Here is a 25,055-nt window from a genome sequence, read left to right on the forward strand (position 1 = left end):
GGCGGAACCCCTCATAATCACGGCAAGCCCCCCTTTATCTCTGGGCTTTAACCGCTGCTAAGCGGCGGGCCAGAGGGCATTCTGGCCAGTTTACCGCTGGGTCGGGCTGATGGCTAAAGGGCTGCACGGAACCGCGCCACGCTACCGCGATCTGCTGCATAGTCTGCTGCACCTGTACCTGCCAACCCCGTTCTTGGAGCTGCACCACCCCCTGCTGACGGCTGGGCTGGGCCAATCCTCCATACAGCAGCAGCAAGGCTCGTGCTTGCATGGCCCCAGCCACGTGGTTAATGGCTTCGGCCTCGCTCTGCGGGACCCCCATCCAACCCATAAAAACCAGATCCCACAGCGCTCCCTCGGGTTGCCCCTTATGCAACGGCTGCGGCTGCGCATAGAGCCTGACCCGCTCCAGCAGATGTGCCTTGGTTAAGGTCTGCTGGTAGAGGGCCTTCACCTCCGCTTGCTCCAGAGTGGGATCCACCACATCCAGCGTGAGCCCCGCTAAAGCCAAGTGTACCACAAACCATAAGGCATGCTGCCCCATGACCAGACCACGCCCTCCGTTTACCGCAAGGGCGTGATTAAAGATAAGGTGGGCTTCGTCCAAGGTGGAACAGGGCCACGGCACCCCCCCTAGAGAAGCCCCGTAAAAGCGATGGGGGATCTCTGTCCGCAGCGCTAAAGCGCCAAATTGGAGCGGCTCAACCGCTTGCAAAGAGGGCAATAGTGCACTGGGATCCAGATGCACACCCCCAGGGCTTCGATAATCATGACGCTTCAGCGGGGCTGCTGGGGTGGGATCAACCGTTGGCGCATCGGTTAACAGACCACAACGACGCAACAAAGCCGCTTCATGGCGGATGAAGCTGAACGCCTGCTTCAAGATATGGTCATCCACCCATGGATTGCACGGTACCCGCCGCACCACCGAGACTGGCAAGAGCTCGTTATCTACCGAAATGGGGCAACGCCCTCCACGGACCACCGTAGGGTCAGGTGAGGTGGTATGTACAAACAGCACCGGTTTATCACCCAGATAGAGCCGCGCTGAAGGGCTCGATTCATGGCATACCCTACCCTGCACTTGCTTAAGACGTTCGTCATGCACATTCCAACAATCCCCATCCAGTGGGATAATCTCACCGGACCAGGCGGTCTGTAACAGATAGTTGAAAAAATTTTGTTCGTGCAAGAAGTGCCCAGGGACATGACGCCCCTCCATGTTTAGGCGCTGCTGCCAATCCCACATTTTATGGGCGATATAAAAACCGGCATTAAAATAGGGCCAAGCATGGGTCGTGGTGGCGGGATGTGCTGCAAGCATCGCCATAAAAGGGGCAATATTGTGTTTTTCTTGGGTAGCCTCAATAAATCCACCCACGGTCGCCACCTCTTCGGTTACGGCGGCCATAAAGGGAGCCTCATGCTGCGCACATAGTTCCTGCACCTGAGCCAGCAAATCACCGGTTAAACAGCAATCGCTATCAATCCACACCACCGTTTCTGGGCGCATCTCCCCCAAAAACTCAGTAATACGCATCTTCTTTTCAAAAGCGTGAATGGTGGGATCCATCGCCGCAGGGCGTGGCAGCAATATCCCTAAGGCACGAAAAAAATCCTGCACAGGCTGGGACATGCCAAAATCACAGACATACAGTTTGCTTTGGGGGGCGTAGTTGCGCATGCTTTGCAGCAGCGCAAACAGCGGCATAAGAAAATGGCTGTCTGCCCCTGTAATAAAAACCGGCTGCGGCTCATGCATATTTAGACCACCCTCGCAAACAATCCATTAATCTCTACCCTCTGCGCAGCTTGGCAGGGCACGACGGCCATGGCACACCCCTGTTCTAGCCAACAACCTGTCCTTGACGGGGCAGATAGGCCCGCGTATGCGACATGCTGTTCATGACCCTTTGTAGATCTTGCACCGCATCCACCCGCTGATACTGCACCTGCATATCCCGATCACGCCCGTGGAAAATACGCACCAAACCGTGGGCGACTGCCGGAAAAATATAGCGAAAATTATCCTCTGGTGTGAGCACATGGTAGTGCAGATCGCTCTGCCACACCGCCTGTCTAAAGCTGGGCTGGTCATGCAAACCACCATAGGTTTGCCCAACAAAAGCCAACTGCTCTTGGTAGATCTGTCGCCATTGTTGCAACAACGCATGCATGGCGGGAGTCTTGCGATACAGGATCACACCGGTATTAAATTCAGGGAAGCTACTGGGCACACCCGGTAACACCAGCCCAAAACGGCAACTGCGATCTTGCACCTCAAACAGGTGGGATAACCGTCCCGGAGCATGGGCCGCCGCCAGATCTACCCGACGCAACAGGGAGAACAGACCCTCGACAGAACCCGCCACATGGGTATCACTGTCCAAAAACAGTACCTCGTCACCAGGGGCCTGCAACATGGCGCTAATCTTATCCATAAACCCAAAAGAGGGCTGCTCCAACACCACCACCTGATCAAATAGCGCACTCTCCAAGGGGGCATCACTAAACAGCACCACACGGGCATTTTGCAAATGCGGACGCAATGAGCGGGCACTGTTGAGCGCCTCCTGCCGATAGGCCTCACCGGTGGCGGCATAGAGAATGGTCCGTTGGCACGTGGTTGCTGCGGTCATGCCTTATCTTCTCCCCAAATAAACGGCTGCGAATCACCACGCTTGATGGTCAATCTCATCCAATTAAGCCGTTTGCCCCATCATGTGCAAGCCCGGCTTCGCATCCCAACCGCGCTTATGCAGGCCCTTGTCCCGTCGCCCGTTGACCTTCAATCAAAGCATCCAACTGCTGCAACCAAGGTTGGGCCCGTTGCAGCAGATGCTGACGTACCCCATCATCCAAGGCACCAGCCCCCATATTCACCGAACCCGACCGGAAAAAATCACGCCGACGCGCCTGTTCGCGCATGGCTTGTAACGAAGTCAGCTGCTCGATACGCTCCAACAGAGCATCGCTGCAACTAGCCCCCAGATAATCAAACAGCCCCGCGCTCACCTGGCGCTTTTGTTTTACCAGCGACTCATACCGCATAACGTGCAGATCACCATAGCGTCCATGAAAGGCCAGCGCCTGTTGCACATGGTGGATAAACTCCGTTACCATGCGATCAGCCCACCCGGCCAGACCCCCATAGGGGCGCATAACCTCCAAATGAGCATCGTTTTTCTCCTGCTCAGCCAGAAGATGGTTGTGGTTCCAGGAGGAGAGGGCCATATCGATGGGATTGCGAAAAATCGCAATCATCTTGGGCCGCTCAAAATCCAGATAATACCCCTCCATATCCTCAATGATCTGGTTATCATTGGCCCCTATAATGGATCGTCCCCGGGCACTATCTTGGATAATCGTCTCCACCATAAACCGAAAGCCGCGTGACGACAATAAAGGATTCACCCCCCCCACGCTTAACCCACCAATACGGCTATGAATCCGTGCCGCATGGGCGGCATACTCCACACAGCCGGTATTCAGCGACGTTTTTAGCTTGCTAAAATCATGCTCCGCCGGGCAGGAGATCTCTGGATGCTGATCCAACAGATATTGCAGCAGGGTGGTCCCATTTTTGGGGGGGCCAAAACAGAAAAATAGCTGCTGCTTATCCGTTAACACCGCGCTGCAGCGAGACTTAAAGTTAGGCTCCGCTTGGGCGAGGGGCTCCACCGCCGCTGGCCGCACAGGCAAGGGCAGCTTAAACCGTTCACCCAACGCCTCTACCACCCCGCGCACAACCCCAGGCCAGTCCCCTAAGCGCGATTGTCGAAACAGCGTCATGGTTGGGTACCATGGCGAGTCCTGGCGCTCCAACAACCACCGCCAATCAGGGCTATAGGCGATTAAGCTCCACACCGGGCAGCCCATGGCCCCCGCCAAATGCACCACTGACGTATCCACCGCGATAAGCAGATCCAGGTTAGCCAGCAACCCTGCGGTCTGGGCAAAATCGCTCACATGGGACTCCAGGTGCACCAGTTTCGACCAGAGCGGACTGTTACGATCCGCGCTGCTGGCATTCAGTTGTAAGGAAACCCAGGAGATCCCCTCAATCGCCAACAGCGGGGCCAAGCGCGCTAACGGTATGGAGCGTGCCTGATCCCGCTCATGATTGGGGTTGCCGGCCCACACCAGCCCCACCCGCAGCGGCTGGTCACACGCGGCATCCAGACGGCTTTTCCAGGCCGCCTGAATGGCAGCCTCGGCCTGCAAATAGGGCACAGTCGCCGGTATGGTGGCCAACTCTGTCCCAAATCCGTGGGGCAGATTCATATCCATGCAGTAATAATCAAAAGCCTGCATAGAGAGCGCCTCAGCACTGGTATGCCATGCATCCACCCCTGCAACCTGCTGGAATAGAGCGAGCAGCGGCTTTGAACAGACCACCTCCAAACGGCGCAGCCCACGCGTTTTGAAGAGGGGCAGATAGCGCACCATCTGCAACTGATCCCCCAAACCCTGCTCGGGCAACACCACCAGGGATTTACCCGCGAGATCCTGCCCCTCCCAGAGGGTGTTCCCCGCCAGAGCCTGCATGCCCTGCACAAACAGCTTGGTATGGTAGCGGTGCTGATAACGTTTAAACCCGGCCCGTAGATCCCCCTCCACCAGTTCGATCACACTCAAGTTCATGTGGGTGTCCGAGTAGTTGGGGTCGTGGGCCAGCACCTCCAAACAGACCTGTTTAGCCTCGGCGATCTTTCCCACATTGAGCAATATCATCGCCAGATTATTGGCCACCCGCGGATTGTTAGGATGGTAGGCCAAATGGGTTTGGCACACTGCCACCGCCTCCTCCAGCCGGTGCAATCGGCGCAGCACCCGCCCACCCAGCACAATACCCGCCTCTAAGGTGGCTGGGTTTAAGCGCAGGGCGTGTCGGCAGGCCCGCTCTGCCTCAGCAAACCGCCCCATCTCCGAAAGGCAATGGCCCCAGTTGGCAAAGGCTTCGGGGGAATGGGGATGCAAGGCGGCCATACGCGCAAAGAGGGGTTCTGCGACCTCTTTTTCACCTTGATGAAAAAGGGTTGAACTCAGTTGAAACAGGGTATCTTTATGGGTAGGAAAGTTATCGAGTATGCGCCACCACACCTGCACCGCTTCATCCACCCGTCCACAGCCTTGCAGGGCGGTGGCCAGCCCATGCAGGGTTGCGATCCTACCTTCGTCTGCCTGGGCCACCCGCTCCAGTTGAGGCACCGCTGCGGCAAAAGCCCCCACCTGAATTTGCGCCAAACCAAGCGCCCGCTGCGCCCCCCAATCCGTTGGCTTGGCCTGAGCCACCGCCTCAAGCAGTGGCAACGCCGCCGGGTACTCCCCTAGGGTGGTCAAGAGCTGCGCCAGTTTTTCCTGCAAGGGCAGCGCATTCGGAGCGTGCTTTAACCCCTGCATCAACACCTGTTTGGCATCCGGCAAGCGCTGCTGTTCTTGATAAAACAGCCCCAGGTTGATGTAGGCCCCCATTGAACTTGGATCTACCTGAATCGCTTGCAGCCACGCCTGTTCCGCAGCCTGTGGCTTGCCCTGCTGCTGGTAAACCACCCCTAGATTCAGGAGAGCATCCGTATAGTCAGGTTTATACTGCAAAGCCTTTTGAAAACAGGTCGTGGCTGCGGCAAAATCCTGTAGCGCCATATCGACCAATCCACAATGGTAGTGGTGGTAGGCCGACTGTGGCCTAAGGGCACTGACCCGCGCCAAATGGGGGCGTGCCTCGGCATGACGCTGCTGTTGATACAACAGCAGCCCCAGCAGATGATGCCCCTCTGCGTCATCAGGATCTTGCAGCAACTCTGTTTTATAAGCAGCCTCGGCCTCGTTTAAAGCACCACGACGGTGCAAAGCCATGGCCGCACTGTAGCGCTGCGCGGGAGGGGTGTGGCGATCTCCAGTCGTGGGTTGCTGTGGGGCCTCGGTAGCGGAAATGGCCGCAGCTTGGCTGGAGGGGAATTTTTTCTGCTTTTTTTTTCGTGCCATAACCGTTAACAGCCACCCTTAACGTAGGCCAGTCCCGCTACACACCCTGGAACGCGCCTTAAAAGAAAGTCATAAACGCAAACTTAGCGTTCCCGCAGTGCCCGACTTTGACCCAGCATAAGTGGCTCAAGAAAATAGTCAATCACCCTGCGTTCACTGGTACGGATTGCAGCAGTTACCTGAACACCTGGGTAGAGTTCATAACGATATTTACCCTGTACAAAGGTGCTGCCCTCGGTCTGCATCCGTACTTTGTAGTAGGTCTGTTGGTTACGCTCATTGGTAAAGGTGTCTGGACTTATGTGGACAACCTCGGCATTTAGGCGTCCATAACGAACACCCTCCCGACTGGCTAGGGTAATATACCCCTTTTGCCCGATCTGCACATGCCCCACATCTCCCGGCGACAGGTGCCCCTCGACGATCAAACGATCATCCATAGGCACAATATCCATCACCGTCTCACCTGCCCCCACGACCCCACCCACCGTATTATTTAAGATCGCCTTCACCACCCCATTGGCGGGTGCCCGTAAGATCGTACGCGCCGCACGATCATCAAACTTTCTTAAGCGATGGCTTAACTCTGATAAGGTTTGACGCGCCTTATCTGCCTCTGTTTTAGCCTGCTCCACAAAACGATTTTCCAGGGTCTGGATGCCGTTTTCAATCTGCCGCAACTTGGATTGTTGCCCCGTGATGCCCGCCTCATCCTCATCTATATCCGACTGCAGCTTGCGTTCCTGACGCAACAAGGCCAAATGGTCCAACCGGCTGGTCAGCTCATCTTTAAGCAAATTTTCACTAATTTTAACCTGCTCATGTAAAAACTTCATCCGCTCGCGGCTGTTGCGCAGACGGGCGCGGATCTCACCTAACAGCGACTCATTTTCTTTATAGTGATTGAGCATTTCCACCTTTTCCCCGTGCAAGGTGGAGGCACGCGCTTCAAACAACGCTCTGGATTGTTTAACCAGTTGGGGGTATTTACTCACCAATTCTGGGGGATAGTCAGGGTGTGCGGCCAATTTTGCCGCCGCATCATGGCGGATAATATCCAATTGCAAGCCCACCATGCGGGCAGTCAGTTCACTTAGGTCGGACTCATCGGCAATGGACTCTAACTCAATCAAAGGCTGGCCCAATTTGACCTCTTCGCCCTCTTTGACGTGGATTACCCGCAAAATTCCCCCTTCCAGATGCTGCACATGTTTAATCTGTGAACTGGGCACCACCTCGCCGGTGGTAAACGTTACCACATCTAACACACCAAAATAGGCCCATACACCCAACGAGATAACAAAACCAAAAAAGAGGGGAATGTAGATCCAACCCGCCAATCCCAATGAACCGCCGGGCGCGTTTTTAGGATCCAACGCCTCCTCGGTGAAGGGCGTTGCTTCTAATTCGTTCATGATGCATCACCCTTATTGGCCGCTTCAACCGGTACCGTAGAGAGCGTACCCTCGGCTGGTATGGTTGCAGAGGCTACACTGACCGGTGGCACCGCCGGGCTTTCTAAAAGCACGCTTGGGGCTGCCTGTTCGCCCCCTTTGGGCTCTGCCTGTTCGGTATGCGGCTTGCTGCTCTCTGGAACAGGGGCGGGACGCCGACGCACCAACTCCGGCACGGGTTTGACATCCAGATTAAGCAACAGATTGGGTACGCGGGTAATATTAGGATCGTTGGTAAACAGAATCATGGTACTACCCTCCTGAGATAAGCGGGAGAGAATTTGATAGACGGCCTTCTGCCCCGTTAGATCCAATCCCTCCGTTGGCTCATCAAAGATCGTGACCCGGGCACGGCTGGCCAGCGCTCGGGCGATGGCCAAACGCCGCCGAATACCCAAAGAGAGATGAAGCCCCTGACTGACAATGCGAGTTTGCAAACCTGCCTCAGAGTGGTCAATAAACTCGCGCAGTTCCACCATATTAATGATGCGTTCCAACCCCTCATCATCAATATCGGGATTATTTACCCGCAGGTTTTCCGCAATCGTGTCATCCACAAACTGAGGTTCTTGGGGCAGATACATAACATGGCTGCGCCACCAAGTTAAATCCATTTGGCGCAGGTCTACACCATCAATAAGCAGGTGCCCACGAATGGGGCTGTAAATACCCATCAGCATTTTGGCTAGGGTGGATTTACCCGCGCCATTGCTACCGGTTACCACCAGAGAATCCCCTGCCACCAACTCCAGGGTCAACGACTCAAACAGCGGCCCAGCCCCCCCTGGATAGGCAAACGCCATATCCTTAAAGGCAACCCGTCCGCTATAGTTGTTCAAGCGGGTTCCCACTTTGGATTCTCGATTGAGACGAAGCAGCTGGTTGAGTTCCAAGGTAGCCTGCCGCCCTTTTGCCAACACATCGCTCGATGCTGAAAAGCGTATGACCGGGCTTAACGCACGGGTTGCCAAAATGTTAATCCCCAGCATCATACCCATGGACATGGTGCCCTCCAGAATGCCCTGGGCAGCGATGGTAATGGTGCCTACCATGGTTATCATGTTGACGGTTTGAGAAAAATTTTGTTCAGACTCCATCAACTGCTGATATTTTTCGCTGGCTTGTTGTGTGCGCACCCTGAGCGTGCGCCAACGTTGCATCAATTTTTGATGGTGGTTAAAGGCCCGCACATCTTCTAGCGCCCTGACCGCCCATCCCATCATCACACCGCTGCTGCCGGTCAGTTGATCCAGCTCTTTGGTGGGTTGTCGCACACGGTATTGGTGGACAATGCCAAATACAAAGGTGATGACCGCCATAATGGTAACAAATACCCCTGCCCTTGGTTCGAGCACATAGAGCACCCCAATGGATAAAAAGGAGAAGGGCAAATCAAAAATGGAGATAATCGTGCGGGCGCTAAAGGCTTTTTGCACATCGGTAATATGGCGCATGGCCTGATGTTTGGTGGTGGTCTCTAATTTATCCAGATGTTGCGCATCGGCATTGATAATGGCATCAAAGGCCGCGTCAGAGACAAAGGCGTCTGGCGTGGCGCTAATGGTACGGGCCAAGCGCATCTGCAACCGTTGGAAAACATGCTCCAACAACAGCACAATGGCTATACCCACCATAAGCGTGAAAAGGGTCTCTACCACCCCAAAACTGGTGTAGCGTTGCATCACGTTAATGGCGTAAAAGGTCACACCCAACGCCATGATATTTACCATAAAGGTGGCAAACAATAGGTACAGAAAAACCATCGGGCGCCGCAGCAGACGACGAAACAACTCTTGCATAGTCACCACACCTTTGCATGGTCAAAGCCGTGAGCTTTAACCTTTCATTCCATAGGGGAGCATGCCGTGTACAGGCTATTTCAATCTGCCCCACACTCTGCTCTTACCATGCGTTTCCATTTATCCCCAGGAGTTGCAGCTAAAACAGACACAGAGCACCGAAACAACCGCTGCACAACCAAGCCAGCAGCCGCACGATTAGCCCGCCATTATATTCTCTTACCCTTTCAATTGCATGGAAAGATCCTCTTTTATTGACACATAAGCGCTCAAGTGACACGAACCCGCCCTTTCTACATCGTCGCTTATTGGGCAAACATTCGCTAACGGACGGGGTTAACGGCATAGTGTCACCCCAGCCGTACTCCTGGATTCAGCAAAGCAGAGCGGCAGATCTCCCAGGGTAAGACACGAGACCTTCATTCCATATACCCGCCACAGATACTTCCCTATCTTCTGCATGACGATCGGGCTTTGGGTATCATGGCCCCCTCGCCCAGATATGGCTGCCTCGTATGCGATTCCAGTCCGTCGGATTCGCGCTTTACCTTCGGCTTCCTTCAGATCCCACCTCACGATGAGCACCCGTGCCGTTCGTCGGGCCTGTAGAGGCGTTCCACCTCCAAGTACCTGTGCCCTGCCGGGCACACCATAAAATATGAGATTCCAGTCCGTCGGATTAGCGCTTTACCTTCGGCTTCCTTCAGATCCCACCTCACGATGAGCACCCGTGCCGTTCGTCGGGCCTGTAGAGGCGTTCCACCTCCAAGTACGTGTGCCCTGCCGGGCACACCATAAAAAAAACCGGCCCCCGAAAGGGCCGGTCTCTTAGCCAAATTTTATCCAAACAACTTACGCAAAGTTGGCTGTGTACATAACACCAGTCGCTGTGATGTTCGTATCTTGCAAAGTGGCCACCATGGTCATGTCTGCCACATCCAACGTCTGGTTAGCACCAACACTCGCCAACCAAACATGGGTGTCGGTGGTCGTGCTGTCATAGACCGCAAACAGCAGCACATCACTGGCACTCGCCGCATTAAAGGTACCATCCGAGGTAGCCCCGTTGATGGCGTCAATCGTGGCTTGGGCATCTGCCACTGTTCCATCCCCGCTGGTTGCGACGTTGTTGGCATCGCGCAGGATGTAGATGTGTGCAGAGGCGCTCTCATCATACCCATCGCTACCACCCGCAACCGAAGCATCCAAGTAGGTCTTGGTTGCCGCAGCTCCGTTTGCTGTTACACCACCCGCAATCAGGTTGCTCGAAGCCCAGATGAAGAAGTCATCCACCGACCAATCGGTAATGATATCTGCATTGCCTGTCGCCAGCGTGTAGTCACCCGCTGTCAAACCGGTGGTGTTCTCGTTGAAGACAAAGTTATCCTGACCACTACCACCCGTCATGTAGGTAGAGGCACTATCGTTGTAGTCGATCAAACGGTCGTTACCGCTACCACCACTCATGGTGTAACCATCGGTGGTACCACTGCTAAAGTTAACCATCAGATCTGCATACGAAGAACCGGCCACCGTATGATCAGCATCCGTATCCAAGTCAAAGGTCATGATATGACCCGCTGCATCACTGGCACCGTTGAACTGAAGATCATAGGTCGCATCATTCAGGTCATTACCACTGTTAAAGTTAAAGCCCAGGCTGCTGTTGGTCGCCTTGGTCAGCGCTTGACCGGTAGAATCCAGCGTCCACTGACCTGCATTGCCCGAAGCAATTTGCAACAGATCCCCTGATGCGAAGTCGGTAATGGTATCCAAACCATGGCTGGAACCATCATGGTAGAAGATGTCATTTCCAGCACCACCGGTTAGCGTGTCGTCTCCAGCCTCACCTGCCAGCAACACACCGCTGCTGGTGGTATCAATCAAGCGGTCGTCACCGGCACCACCCAACAAACCTTGGGTTGAAGCATAGGTTGTTCCCAAGCTGTCGGTATCATAGTTCACGATAAAGTCGGTGTACGCCGTACCCGAAATCCCCGCAGCCACACTTGTGGAACCGTTGACAATAATCTGACCATTGGCACTGGTGATACCGGTGTAGAGGGTACCATCCACCGAAACCTTATCAAAGTTAGCCGCACCCGAGCTAAACACAGCCGAACCCGTGCTGCTGCTAACCGCCAAGATCAAATCACCCGAGGTGCCTGAATCATGGGTCACGTTTAGGAAGGTTGCATTGCTGCTGCTCGCACCATCAATGGTGACCGCGCCAGTACCACTAAAGGCCACCGTTTTTCCGGTAACGGCCGAGGCCGCAACCGTGATCGCATAATCGCTGGTAATGCTATCAAACACCTCCCAACCCGTAACCGAAGTATAGGTTCCGGTTGAACCAATTTGCAGACCCAAGGTGCCCGCCCCCGTGGATGTCAAACTACTGTAGCTGGCCGTGGTCGCCGAAGCCAACGAGACGGTGACATTACCAGCACCACTCATATCCAACGTTTGGCCCGCCACCTGAGCAGAGTCGATGGTCAAGTCACTGGCCGCAGACAGTTGATTGAAGTTTGATAGGCCCGTCACCGTTGCCAAGGTACCCGTACCTGTAACCGACAGAATCAGCTCACCACCACCCGTTGAAGTCAGGCTACCGAAGGCTACGTTGGAACTATCGTAGGCCATGGTAATGGTTGTATCCCCAACACCAGAGAAGTCCACCGTTTTGCCGGTTACATCACTATCGGTAAGATCCAGCGCCGAAGAGGCACTCAACTTATCCACATCTTTGGCCAAAATCGTGGTGATGTTGGTCTGAATGTTGGACCCGGTGTCGCTCACCGTAACCACATCTGCGGCGGTAAAGTTGATATTGGTGGTGGCCGCTTGTGCGGCTGTTACCGTCAATATGTCATCCGTCGCATCCAGGTAGGTCGCGTCAGCACCCGCAGTCACCAAAGCGCTAAAGGTCGAACCCTGGATGTTACTGGAGGTGTCGGTGATGGTGAGCACGTCATCATCGGCTATGGTTACCGTGGCATCCGTCGCCTGAGCCACAGTCACGGCCATGACGTTATCGTTGGCGTTTACATAGCTCACACCCAAGCCATCCACGTAGGCGAAGTTGCTGGAGATATTTGAGCCACTATCCACCACGCTGGCGACCTTAATGGTCCCCGTCGTAGCCGCATCCACGGTGGTCAACTGAGCGACCGTGGCATTATCCGTCACGGTTACATTGACCGAACCGGTTACATAGCTGTTGGTATTGGCCGCCAAAGCAGCGGCGGTATCGCTGAGTTTGGTATAGGTCAATGTGCCCGTGGTGTTTTGATCAATCGCCGACATGTTGGCCATGCTGGCATTGTCAGTAATGGTCACATTAACCGAGCCAGTCACATAGCTGTTGGTATTGGCAACCAAAGCCGACACCGTGTCGCTCAGCTTCGTATAGTTAAGCGTGCCCGTGGTAAACTGGTCGATCGCCGACAAATTCGCCATGCTGGCGACATCGGTGATCGAGACCGCATAAGAACCCGTGACATAGCTGTTGGTATTGACCAACAGGTTGGCCACCGAATCCTTCACACCGGCCCCGTAGGTCAATGTACCGGTGGTGTACTCATCGACAGCGGACAACTGAGCGATGGAGACCGTATCCGTTACCGAAACATTGACGGCCCCTGTCACGTAGCTGTTGGTATTAACCACCAAATTAGCCGCGCTATCTTTCACCCCACCCGCCGTGTAGACCAACGACCCTGTGGTATTATCCCCATCAATGGTTGTCAATTGCGCAATCGTCGCAGCATCCGTCACCGTGACATGGATTGTTGCTTTGACATAGTTGCCAGCATTGGTTGCCAAGGTTGCTGCGGCATCACCAATTTGGGTGTAGGTCACAGAACCTGTAGTGTTCGCATCAATGCTTGAGAGTTGGCTGATGGTCGCAATATCCGACACCGTGACATTGACAGACCCGGTTACATAGCTGTTGGTGTTGGTTACCAAATTCGCTACCGCATCGGTCAGTTTTGTATAGGTCAGGGTACCGGTGGTATCCTGATCAATAGCCGACAATTGCGCCATGCTGGCGGCATCCGTCACCGATACAGCATAGGAACCTGTCACATAGCTATTGGTATTAGCAACCAGGGCCGCCACCGCATCCTTAATCGTGACATATTTCAGAGCACCTGTGGTGTAGTTGTCAATTTGCGACAGCTGCGCCATGGAGGCTGCATCCGTTACCGTAACATTGCGGGTTCCGGTAACGACTGTACCGGCGTCCGTAATCAGGTTAGCGATACCATCATTTACCGTGATCGTGGCCCCACCCGCATTGGCAACATAGTTACCAGAGTCGATGGTGATATTGGAAACCGTATCCTTAATACCTGCCAAGCTGTAGTTCACAGTACCCGTGGTATCTTGGTCAATTGCACCCAGCTGAGCCGTGGTCGCTGCATCCGTAACTGTAACCGTTACAGCCCCAGTCACATAGCTGTTGGTATTGGCGACCAAGGCAGCGGCACTATCCTTCAAGCCTGCCCCGTAGGTCAGGGTGCCGGTAGTGGCCGTATCCATGGCAGAGAGCTGCGCCATGGTGGCCACGTCGGTAACGGAGACCACATAGCTGCCCGTAATGTAGCTGTTGGTGTTGGCGGCTAGGGCCGCTGCACCATCCTTCAAACCCGCACCATAGCTCAGGGTACCGGTGGTATCCTGATCAATGGCCGACAACTGCGCCATGGTGGCCGCATCGGTGATGGAGACCGCATAGCTGCCCGTCACATAGCTGTTGGTATTGGCTTCCAGCGCCGCAGCGGCATCTTTCAAACCCGCACCGTAGGTCAACGCACCGGTGGTATCCTGATCAATGGCCGACAGCTGCGCCATGGTGGCCGCATCGGTGATGGAGACCGCATAGCTGCCCGTCACATAGCTGTTGGTATTGGCTTCCAGCGCCGCAGCGGCATCTTTCAAACCCGCACCGTAAGTCAGCGCTCCGGTGGTATCCTGATCAATGGCCGACAACTGCGCCATGGTGGCCGCATCGGTGATGGATACCACATAGCTACCCGTCACATAGCTGTTGGTGTTGGCTACCAGCGCCGCAGCGGCATCTTTCAAGCCCGCACCGTAGGTCAGCGCTCCGGTGGTATCCTGATCAATGGCCGACAACTGCGCCATGGTGGCCGCATCGGTGATGGATACCACATAGCTGCCCGTCACGTAGCTGTTGGTATTGGCATCCAGTGCCGCAACGCTGTCTTTCAAGCCCGCACCGTAGGTCAGGGTGCCGCTGGTGGCGGAATCCATGACCAAAAGTTGCGCCATGGTGGCCGCATCGGTAACGGAGACCACATAGCTGCCCGTAATGTAGCTGTTGGTGTTGGCGGCGAGGGCCGCTGCACCATCCTTCAAGCCCGCACCGTAGCTCAGGGTACCGGTGGTTTCCTGATCAATGGCCGACAACTGCGCCATGGTCACCACATCGGTGATGGAGACCGCATAGCTGCCTGTCACATAGCTGTTGGTATTGGCATCCAGCGCTGCAACGCTATCCTTCAGACCGGCACCGTAGGTCAGCGCTCCGGTGGTATCCTGATCAATGGCCGACAACTGCGCCATGGTGGCCGCATCGGTGATCGAAACCACATAGCTGCCCGTCACATAGCTGTTGGTATTGGCTTCCAGGGCCGCAACGGCATCTTTCAAACCTGCACCGTAGGTCAGTGCTCCGGTGGTATCCTGATCAATGGCCGACAACTGCGCCATGGTGGCCGCATCGGTGATCGAAACCACATAGCTACCCGTCACATAGCTGTTGGTATTGGCTACCAGCGCCGCAGCGGCATCTTTCAAGCCCGCACCGTAGGTCAGCGCTCCGGAGGTATCCTGATCAATGGCCGACAACTGCGCCATGGTGGCCGCATCGGTGATGGATACCAGATAGCTGCCCGTCACGTAGCTGTTGGTATTGGCATCCAGTGCCGCAACGCTGTCTTTCAAGCCCGCACCGTAGGTCAGGGTGCCGCTGGTGGCGGTATCCATGACCGAAAGTTGCGCCATGGTGGCCGCATCGGTAACGGAGACCACATAGCTGCCCGTAATGTAGCTGTTGGTGTTGGCGGCGAGGGCCGCTGCACCATCCTTCAAGCCCGCACCGTAGCTCAGGGTACCGGTGGTATCCTGATCAATGGCCGACAACTGCGCCATGGTCACCACATCGGTGATGGAGACCGCATAGCTGCCTGTCACATAGCTGTTGGTATTGGCATCCAGCGCTGCAACGCTATCCTTCAGACCGGCACCGTAGGTCAGCGCTCCGGTGGTATCCTGATCAATGGCCGACAACTGCGCCATGGTGGCCGCATCGGTGATCGAAACCACATAGCTGCCCGTCACATAGCTGTTGGTATTGGCTTCCAGGGCCGCAACGGCATCTTTCAAACCTGCACCGTAGGTCAGTGCTCCAGTGGTGTCCTGATCAATGGCCGACAACTGCGCCATGGTGGCCGCATCGGTGATCGAAACCACATAGCTACCCGTCACATAGCTGTTGGTATTGGCTACCAGCGCCGCAGCGGCATCTTTCAAACCCGCACCGTAGGTCAGCGCTCCAGTGGTGTCCTGATCAATGGCCGACAACTGCGCCATGGTGGCCGCATCGGTGATCGAAACGAGGTAAGAACCGGTCACGTAGCTGTTGGTATTGGCATCCAGTGCCGCAACACCGTCCTTCAAGCCCGCACCGTAGCTTAGGGTGCCGCTGGTGGCGATATCCATGACCGAAAGTTGCGCCATGGTGGCCGCATCGGTAACGGAGACCACATAGCTGCCCGTAATGTAGCTGTTGGTGTTGGCGGCGAGGGCCGCTGCACCATCCTTCAAGCCTGCACCATAGCTCAGGGTACCGGTGGTATCCTGATCAATGGCCGACAACTGCGCCATGGTCACCACATCGGTGATGGAGACCGCATAGCTGCCCGTTACATAGCTGTTGGTATTGGCTTCCAGCGCTGCAACGCTATCCTTCAGACCCGCACCGTAGGTCAGCGCTCCGGAGGTATCCTGATCAATGGCCGACAACTGCGCCATGGTGGCCGCATCGGTGATCGAAACCACATAACTGCCCGTCACATAGCTGTTGGTATTGGCTTCCAGCGCCGCAGCGGCATCTTTCAAACCCGCACCGTAAGTCAACGCACCGGTGGTATCCTGATCAATGGCCGACAACTGCGCCATGGTGGCCGCATCGGTGATCGAAACCACATAGCTACCCGTCACATAGCTGTTGGTATTGGCTACCAGCGCCGCAGCGGCATCTTTCAAGCCCGCACCGTAGGTCAGCGCTCCAGTGGTATCCTGATCAATGGCCGACAACTGCGCCATGGTGGCCGCATCGGTGATGGAAACGAGGTAAGAACCGGTCACGTAGCTGTTGGTATTGGCATCCAGTGCCGCAACACCGTCCTTCAAGCCCGCACCGTAGCTCAGGGTGCCGCTGGTGGCGGTATCCATGACCGAAAGTTGCGCCATGGTGGCTGCATCGGTAACGGAGACCACATAGCTGCCCGTAATGTAGCTATTGGTGTTGGCGGCTAGGGCCGCTGCACCATCCTTCAAGCCTGCACCATAGCTCAGGGTACCGGTGGTATCCTGATCAATGGCCGACAGCTGTGCCATCGTCACCACATCGGTGATGGAGACCGCATAGCTGCCCGTCACATAGCTGTTGGTATTGGCTTCCAGCGCTGCAACGCTATCCTTCAGACCCGCACCGTAGGTCAGCGCTCCGGTGGTATCCTGATCAATGGCCGACAACTGCGCCATGGTGGCCGCATCGGTGATGGAGACCGCATAGCTGCCCGTCACATAGCTGTTGGTATTGGCTTCCAGCGCCGCAGCGGTATCTTTCAAACCTGCACCGTAGGTCAGCGCTCCGGTGGTGTCCTGATCAATGGCCGACAGCTGCGCCATGGTGGCCGCATCGGTGATCGAAACCACATAGCTGCCCGTCACATAGCTGTTGGTATTGGCTTCCAGGGCCGCAACGCTATCCTTCAAGCCCGCACCGTAGGTCAGGGTACCGGTGGTGTCCTGATCAATGGCCGACAACTGCGCCATGGTCACCACATCGGTGATGGAAACGAGGTAAGAACCGGTCACATAGCTGTTGGTATTGGCTTCCAGCGCCGCGACGCCATCTTTCAGACCTGCACCGTAGGTCAACGCACCGGTGGTATCCTGATCAATGGCCGACAGCTGCGCCATGGTGGCCGCATCGGTGATCGAAACCACATAGCTGCCCGTCACGTAGCTGTTGGTGTTGGCATCAAGCGCCGCTACCCCATCCTTCAAGCCCGCACCGTAGGTCAGCGCACCCGTGGTATCCTGATCAATGGCCGACAGCTGCGCCATGGTGGCCGCATCGGTTATCGAGACCGCATAGCTACCCGTCACATAGCTGTTGGTATTGGCTTCCAGCGCCGCAGCGGCATCTTTCAAACCCGCACCGTAGGTCAGCGCTCCGGTGGTATCCTGATCAATGGCCGACAACTGCGCCATGGTGGCCGCATCGGTGATGGAGACCACATAACTACCCGTCACGTAGCTGTTGGTATTGGCTTCCAGGGCCGCAGCGGCATCTTTCAGACCCGCACCGTAGGTCAACGCACCGGTGGTATCCTGATCAATGGCCGACAGCTGCGCCATGGTGGCCGCATCGGTGATCGAAACCACATAGCTGCCCGTCACATAGCTGTTGGTATTGGCTTCCAGCGCCGCAACGCTATCCTTCAAGCCCGCACCGTAAGTCAGCGCTCCGGTGGTATCCTGATCAATGGCCGACAACTGCGCCATGGTGGCCGCATCGGTGATGGAAACGAGGTAAGAACCGGTCACGTAGCTGTTGGTATTGGCATCCAGTGCCGCAACACCGTCCTTCAAGCCCGCACCGTAGCTTAGGGTGCCGCTGGTGGCGGTATCCATGACCGAAAGTTGCGCCATGGTGGCCGCATCGGTAACGGAGACCACATAGCTGCCCGTGATGTAGCTGTTGGTGTTGGCGGCGAGGGCCGCTGCACCATCCTTCAGACCCGCACCGTAGCTCAGGGTACCGGTGGTATCCTGATCAATGGCCGACAGCTGCGCCATGGTCACCACATCGGTGATGGAGACCGCATAGCTGCCCGTCACATAGCTGTTGGTATTGGCATCCAGCGCTGCAACGCTATCCTTCAAGCCCGCACCGTAGGTCAGCGCTCCGGTGGTATCCTGATCAATGGCCGACAACTGCGCCATGGTGGCCGCATCGGTGATGGAAACGAGGTAAGAACCTGTCACGTAGCTGTTGGTGTTGGCTTCCAGGGCCGCAACGCTATCCTTCAAGCCCGCACCGTAGGTCAGCGCTCCAGTGGTATCCTGATCAATGGCCGACAACTGCGCCATGGTGGCCGCATCGGTGATGGAAACGAGGTAAGAACCGGTCACGTAGCTGTTGGTATTGGCATCCAGTGCCGCAACACCGTCCTTCAAGCCCGCACCGTAGCTTAGGGTGCCGCTGGTGGCGGTATCCATGACCGAAAGTTGCGCCATGGTGGCCGCATCGGTAACGGAGACCACATAGCTGCCCGTAATGTAGCTATTGGTGTTGGCGGCGAGGGCCGCTGCACCATCCTTCAAGCCTGCACCATAGCTCAGGGTACCGGTGGTATCCTGATCAATGGCCGACAACTGCGCCATGGTCACCACATCGGTGATGGAGACCGCATAGCTGCCCGTCACATAGCTGTTGGTATTGGCATCCAGCGCTGCTACCCCATCCTTCAGACCCGCACCGTAGGTCAGCGCTCCGGTGGTATCCTGATCAATGGCCGACAACTGCGCCATGGTGGCCGCATCGGTGATCGAAACCACATAGCTGCCCGTCACATAGCTGTTGGTATTGGCTTCCAGCGCCGCAGCGGCATCTTTCAAACCCGCACCGTAGGTCAACGCACCGGTGGTATCCTGATCAATGGCCGACAGCTGCGCCATGGTGGCCGCATCGGTGATCGAAACCACATAGCTGCCCGTCACGTAGCTGTTGGTATTGGCTACCAGCGCCGCAGCGGCATCTTTCAAGCCCGCACCGTAGGTCAGCGCTCCGGTGGTGTCCTGATCAATGGCCGACAACTGCGCCATGGTGGCCGCATCGGTGATGGAAACGAGGTAAGAACCGGTCACGTAGCTGTTGGTATTGGCATCCAGTGCCGCAACACCGTCCTTCAAGCCCGCACCGTAGGTCAGGGTGCCGCTGGTGGCGGTATCCATGACCGAAAGTTGCGCCATGGTGGCCGCATCGGTAACGGAGACCACATAGCTGCCCGTAATGTAGCTGTTGGTGTTGGCGGCTAGGGCCGCTGCACCATCCTTCAAGCCTGCACCATAGCTCAGGGTACCGGTGGTATCCTGATCAATGGCCGACAGCTGTGCCATCGTCACCACATCGGTGATGGAGACCGCATAGCTGCCCGTCACATAGCTGTTGGTATTGGCATCCAGCGCTGCTACCCCATCCTTCAGACCCGCACCGTAGGTCAGCGCTCCAGAGGTATCCTGATCAATGGCCGACAACTGCGCCATGGTAGCCGCATCGGTGATGGAGACAACATAGCTGCCCGTCACATAGCTATTGGTATTGGCTTCCAGCGCCGCAGCGGTATCTTTCAAACCTGCACCGTAGGTCAGCGCTCCGGTGGTATCCTGATCAATGGCCGACAGCTGCGCCATGGTGGCCGCATCGGTGATGGAAACGAGGTAAGAACCTGTCACGTAGCTGTTGGTGTTGGCTTCCAGGGCCGCAACGCTATCCTTCAAGCCCGCACCGTAGGTCAGCGCTCCAGTGGTATCCTGATCAATGGCCGACAACTGCGCCATGGTGGCCGCATCGGTGATCGAAACGAGGTAAGAACCGGTCACGTAGCTGTTGGTATTGGCATCCAGTGCCGCAACACCGTCCTTCAAGCCCGCACCGTAGGTCAGGGTGCCGCTGGTGGCGGTATCCATGACCGAAAGTTGCGCCATGGTGGCCGCATCGGTAACGGAGACCACATAGCTGCCCGTAATGTAGCTGTTGGTGTTGGCGGCTAGGGCCGCTGCACCATCCTTCAAGCCTGCACCATAGCTCAGGGTACCGCTGGTATCCTGATCAATGGCCGACAACTGCGCCATCGTCACCACATCGGTGATGGAGACCGCATAGCTGCCCGTCACATAGCTGTTGGTATTGGCATCCAGCGCTGCTACACCATCCTTCAGACCCGCACCGTAGGTCAGCGCTCCGGTGGTATCCTGATCAATGGCCGACAACTGCGCCATGGTAGCCGCATCGGTGATCGAAACCACATAGCTACCCGTCACATAGCTGTTGGTATTGGCTTCCAGCGCCGCAACGGCATCTTTCAAACCCGCACCGTAGGTCAACGCACCGGTGGTATCCTGATCAATGGCCGACAGCTGCGCCATGGTGGCCGCATCGGTGATCGAAACCACATAGCTGCCCGTCACGTAGCTGTTGGTATTGGCTACCAGCGCCGCAGCGGCATCTTTCAAGCCCGCACCGTAGGTCAGCGCTCCGGTGGTGTCCTGATCAATGGCCGACAACTGCGCCATGGTGGCCGCATCGGTGATCGAAACGAGGTAAGAACCGGTCACGTAGCTGTTGGTATTGGCATCCAGTGCCGCAACACCGTCCTTCAAGCCCGCACCGTAGGTCAGGGTGCCGCTGGTGGCGGTATCCATGACCGAAAGTTGCGCCATGGTGGCCGCATCGGTAACGGAGACAACATAGCTGCCCGTAATGTAGCTGTTGGTGTTGGCGGCTAGGGCCGCTGCACCATCCTTCAAGCCTGCACCATAGCTCAGGGTACCGGTGGTATCCTGATCAATGGCCGACAACTGCGCCATGGTCACCACATCGGTGATGGAGACCGCATAGCTGCCCGTCACATAGCTGTTGGTATTGGCATCCAGCGCTGCTACCCCATCCTTCAGACCCGCACCGTAGGTCAGCGCTCCGGTGGTATCCTGATCAATGGCCGACAACTGCGCCATGGTGGCCGCATCGGTGATCGAAACCACATAACTGCCCGTCACATAGCTGTTGGTATTGGCTTCCAGCGCCGCAGCGGCATCTTTCAAACCTGCACCGTAGGTCAGTGCTCCAGTGGTGTCCTGATCAATGGCCGACAGCTGCGCCATGGTGGCCGCATCGGTGATGGAGACCACATAGCTGCCCGTCACATAGCTGTTGGTATTGGCTTCCAGCGCCGCAGCGGCATCTTTCAAACCCGCACCGTAGGTCAGCGCTCCAGTGGTATCCTGATCAATGGCCGACAACTGCGCCATGGTGGCCGCATCGGTGATCGAAACGAGGTAAGAACCGGTCACGTAGCTGTTGGTATTGGCATCCAGTGCCGCAACACCGTCCTTCAAGCCCGCACCGTAGGTCAGGGTGCCGCTGGTGGCGGTATCCATGACCGAAAGTTGCGCCATGGTGGCCGCATCGGTAACGGAGACAACATAGCTGCCCGTAATGTAGCTGTTGGTGTTGGCGGCTAGGGCCGCTGCACCATCCTTCAAGCCTGCACCATAGCTCAGGGTACCGGTGGTATCCTGATCAATGGCCGACAACTGCGCCATGGTCACCACATCGGTGATGGAGACCGCATAGCTGCCCGTCACATAGCTGTTGGTATTGGCTTCCAGCGCCGCAGCGGCATCTTTCAAACCCGCACCGTAGGTCAGCGCTCCGGTGGTATCCTGATCAATGGCCGACAACTGCGCCATGGTAGCCGCATCGGTGATCGAGGCCGCATAGCTGCCCGTCACATAGCTGTTGGTATTGGCTTCCAGCGCCGCAGCGGCATCTTTCAAACCTGCACCGTAGGTCAGTGCTCCAGTGGTGTCCTGATCAATGGCCGACAGCTGCGCCATGGTGGCCGCATCGGTGATGGAGACCACATAGCTGCCCGTCACATAGCTGTTGGTATTGGCTTCCAGCGCCGCAGCGGCATCTTTCAAACCCGCACCGTAGGTCAGCGCTCCAGTGGTATCCTGATCAATGGCCGACAACTGCGCCATGGTGGCCGCATCGGTGATCGAAACGAGGTAAGAACCGGTCACGTAGCTGTTGGTATTGGCATCCAGTGCCGCAACACCGTCCTTCAAGCCCGCACCGTAGGTCAGGGTGCCGCTGGTGGCGGTATCCATGACCGAAAGTTGCGCCATGGTGGCCGCATCGGTAACGGAGACAACATAGCTGCCCGTAATGTAGCTGTTGGTGTTGGCGGCTAGGGCCGCTGCACCATCCTTCAAGCCTGCACCATAGCTCAGGGTACCGGTGGTATCCTGATCAATGGCCGACAACTGCGCCATGGTCACCACATCGGTGATGGAGACCGCATAGCTGCCCGTCACATAGCTGTTGGTATTGGCTTCCAGCGCCGCAGCGGCATCTTTCAAACCCGCACCGTAGGTCAGCGCTCCGGTGGTATCCTGATCAATGGCCGACAACTGCGCCATGGTAGCCGCATCGGTGATCGAGGCCGCATAGCTGCCCGTCACATAGCTGTTGGTATTGGCTTCCAGCGCCGCAGCGGCATCTTTCAAACCTGCACCGTAGGTCAGTGCTCCAGTGGTGTCCTGATCAATGGCCGACAGCTGCGCCATGGTGGCCGCATCGGTGATGGAGACCACATAGCTGCCCGTCACATAGCTGTTGGTATTGGCTTCCAGCGCCGCAGCGGCATCTTTCAAACCCGCACCGTAGGTCAGCGCTCCAGTGGTATCCTGATCAATGGCCGACAACTGCGCCATGGTGGCCGCATCGGTGATGGAAACGAGGTAAGAACCGGTCACGTAGCTGTTGGTATTGGCATCCAGTGCCGCAACACCGTCCTTCAAGCCCGCACCGTAGGTCAGGGTGCCGCTGGTGGCGGTATCCATGACCGAAAGTTGCGCCATGGTGGCCGCATCGGTAACGGAGACAACATAGCTGCCCGTAATGTAGCTGTTGGTGTTGGCGGCTAGGGCCGCTGCACCATCCTTCAAGCCTGCACCATAGCTCAGGGTACCGGTGGTATCCTGATCAATGGCCGACAACTGCGCCATGGTCACCACATCGGTGATGGAGACCGCATAGCTGCCCGTCACATAGCTGTTGGTATTGGCTTCCAGCGCTGCTACACCATCCTTCAGACCCGCACCGTAGGTCAGCGCTCCGGTGGTATCCTGATCAATGGCCGACAACTGCGCCATGGTGGCCGCATCGGTGATCGAAACCACATAGTTGCCCGTCACATAGCTGTTGGTATTGGCTTCCAGCGCCGCAGCGGTATCTTTCAAACCTGCACCGTAGGTCAGTGCTCCAGTGGTGTCCTGATCAATGGCCGACAGCTGCGCCATGGTGGCCGCATCGGTGATCGAAACCACATAGCTGCCCGTCACATAGCTGTTGGTATTGGCTTCCAGCGCCGCAGCGGCATCTTTCAAACCCGCACCGTAGGTCAGCGCTCCAGTGATCCTGATCAATGGCCGACAACTGCGCCATGGTGGCCGCATCGGTGATGGAAACGAGGTAAGAACCGGTCACGTAGCTGTTGGTATTGGCATCCAGTGCCGCAACACCGTCCTTCAAGCCCGCACCGTAGGTCAGGGTGCCGCTGGTGGCGGTATCCATGACCGAAAGTTGCGCCATGGTGGCCGCATCGGTAACGGAGACAACATAGCTGCCCGTAATGTAGCTGTTGGTGTTGGCGGCTAGGGCCGCTGCACCATCCTTCAAGCCTGCACCATAGCTCAGGGTACCGGTGGTATCCTGATCAATGGCCGACAACTGCGCCATCGTCACCACATCGGTGATGGAGACCGCATAGCTGCCCGTCACATAGCTGTTGGTATTGGCATCCAGCGCTGCAACGCTATCCTTCAGACCGGCACCGTAGGTCAGCGCTCCGGTGGTATCCTGATCAATGGCCGACAACTGCGCCATGGTGGCCGCATCGGTGATCGAAACCACATAGTTGCCCGTCACATAGCTGTTGGTATTGGCTTCCAGCGCCGCAGCGGCATCTTTCAAACCCGCACCGTAGGTCAACGCACCGGTGGTATCCTGATCAATGGCCGACAGCTGCGCCATGGTGGCCGCATCGGTGATGGAGACCACATAGCTGCCCGTCACATAGCTGTTGGTATTGGCTTCCAGCGCCGCAGCGGCATCTTTCAAACCCGCACCGTAGGTCAGCGCTCCAGTGGTATCCTGATCAATGGCCGACAACTGCGCCATGGTGGCCGCATCGGTGATGGAAACGAGGTAAGAACCGGTCACGTAGCTGTTGGTATTGGCATCCAGTGCCGCAACACCGTCCTTCAAGCCCGCACCGTAGCTCAGGGTGCCGCTGGTGGCGGTATCCATGACCGAAAGCTGCGCCATGGTGGCCGCATCGGTAACGGAGACCACATAGCTGCCCGTAATGTAGCTGTTGGTGTTGGCGGCTAGGGCCGCTGCAGCATCCTTCAGACCCGCACCGTAGGTCAGCGCTCCAGTAGTATCCTGATCAATGGCCGACAACTGCGCCATGGTGGCCGCATCGGTTATCGAGACCGCATAGCTGCCTGTCACATAGCTGTTGGTATTGGCATCCAGCGCTACAACGCTATCCTTCAAACCCGCACCGTAGGTCAGCGCTCCGGTGGTATCCTGATCAATGGCCGACAACTGCGCCATGGTAGCCGCATCGGTGATCGAAACCACATAGCTGCCCGTCACATAGCTGTTGGTATTGGCTTCCAGCGCCGCAGCGGCATC

6 protein-coding genes are annotated in these 25,055 nt (G+C 56.6%); all 6 read right to left on the reverse strand.

Annotated elements, in window-relative coordinates:
* Positions 1-34: 34 nt before the first annotated feature.
* The 6 genes from MMC1_RS15280 to MMC1_RS15305 all read right to left on the reverse strand — a co-directional run bounded on the left by MMC1_RS15280 (position 35) and on the right by MMC1_RS15305 (position 23,809).
* The gene (locus MMC1_RS15280; RefSeq protein ID WP_011714538.1) at positions 35-1,762 is read right to left on the reverse strand and encodes a glycosyltransferase family protein; all 1,728 of its coding nucleotides are present in this window, start codon (positions 1,760-1,762) and stop codon (positions 35-37) included.
* An 85-nt stretch (positions 1,763-1,847) separates the two neighbouring features.
* Positions 1,848-2,639, reverse strand: a complete 792-nt coding sequence (locus tag MMC1_RS15285; protein ID WP_011714539.1) for a hypothetical protein — start codon at positions 2,637-2,639, stop codon at positions 1,848-1,850.
* Positions 2,640-2,754: 115 nt separating this feature from the next.
* Positions 2,755-5,988, reverse strand: a complete 3,234-nt coding sequence (locus MMC1_RS20485) for a tetratricopeptide repeat protein (protein WP_011714540.1) — start codon at positions 5,986-5,988, stop codon at positions 2,755-2,757.
* A gap of 83 nt (positions 5,989-6,071) precedes the next feature.
* Entirely contained in the window at positions 6,072-7,403 is a 1,332-nt protein-coding gene (locus tag MMC1_RS15295; RefSeq protein ID WP_011714541.1) for an HlyD family type I secretion periplasmic adaptor subunit, read from the reverse strand.
* The gene (locus MMC1_RS15300) at positions 7,400-9,241 is read right to left on the reverse strand and encodes an ATP-binding cassette domain-containing protein (protein ID WP_011714542.1); all 1,842 of its coding nucleotides are present in this window, start codon (positions 9,239-9,241) and stop codon (positions 7,400-7,402) included. The genes MMC1_RS15295 and MMC1_RS15300 overlap by 4 nt, the downstream gene beginning before the upstream one ends.
* Positions 9,242-10,093: 852 nt before the next feature.
* Entirely contained in the window at positions 10,094-23,809 is a 13,716-nt protein-coding gene (locus MMC1_RS15305) for a calcium-binding protein (RefSeq protein WP_160162721.1), read from the reverse strand.
* Positions 23,810-25,055 lie beyond the last annotated feature (1,246 nt).

Origin of the sequence: Magnetococcus marinus MC-1 (assembly GCF_000014865.1) — a bacterium.
Classification (GTDB): domain Bacteria; phylum Pseudomonadota; class Magnetococcia; order Magnetococcales; family Magnetococcaceae; genus Magnetococcus; species Magnetococcus marinus.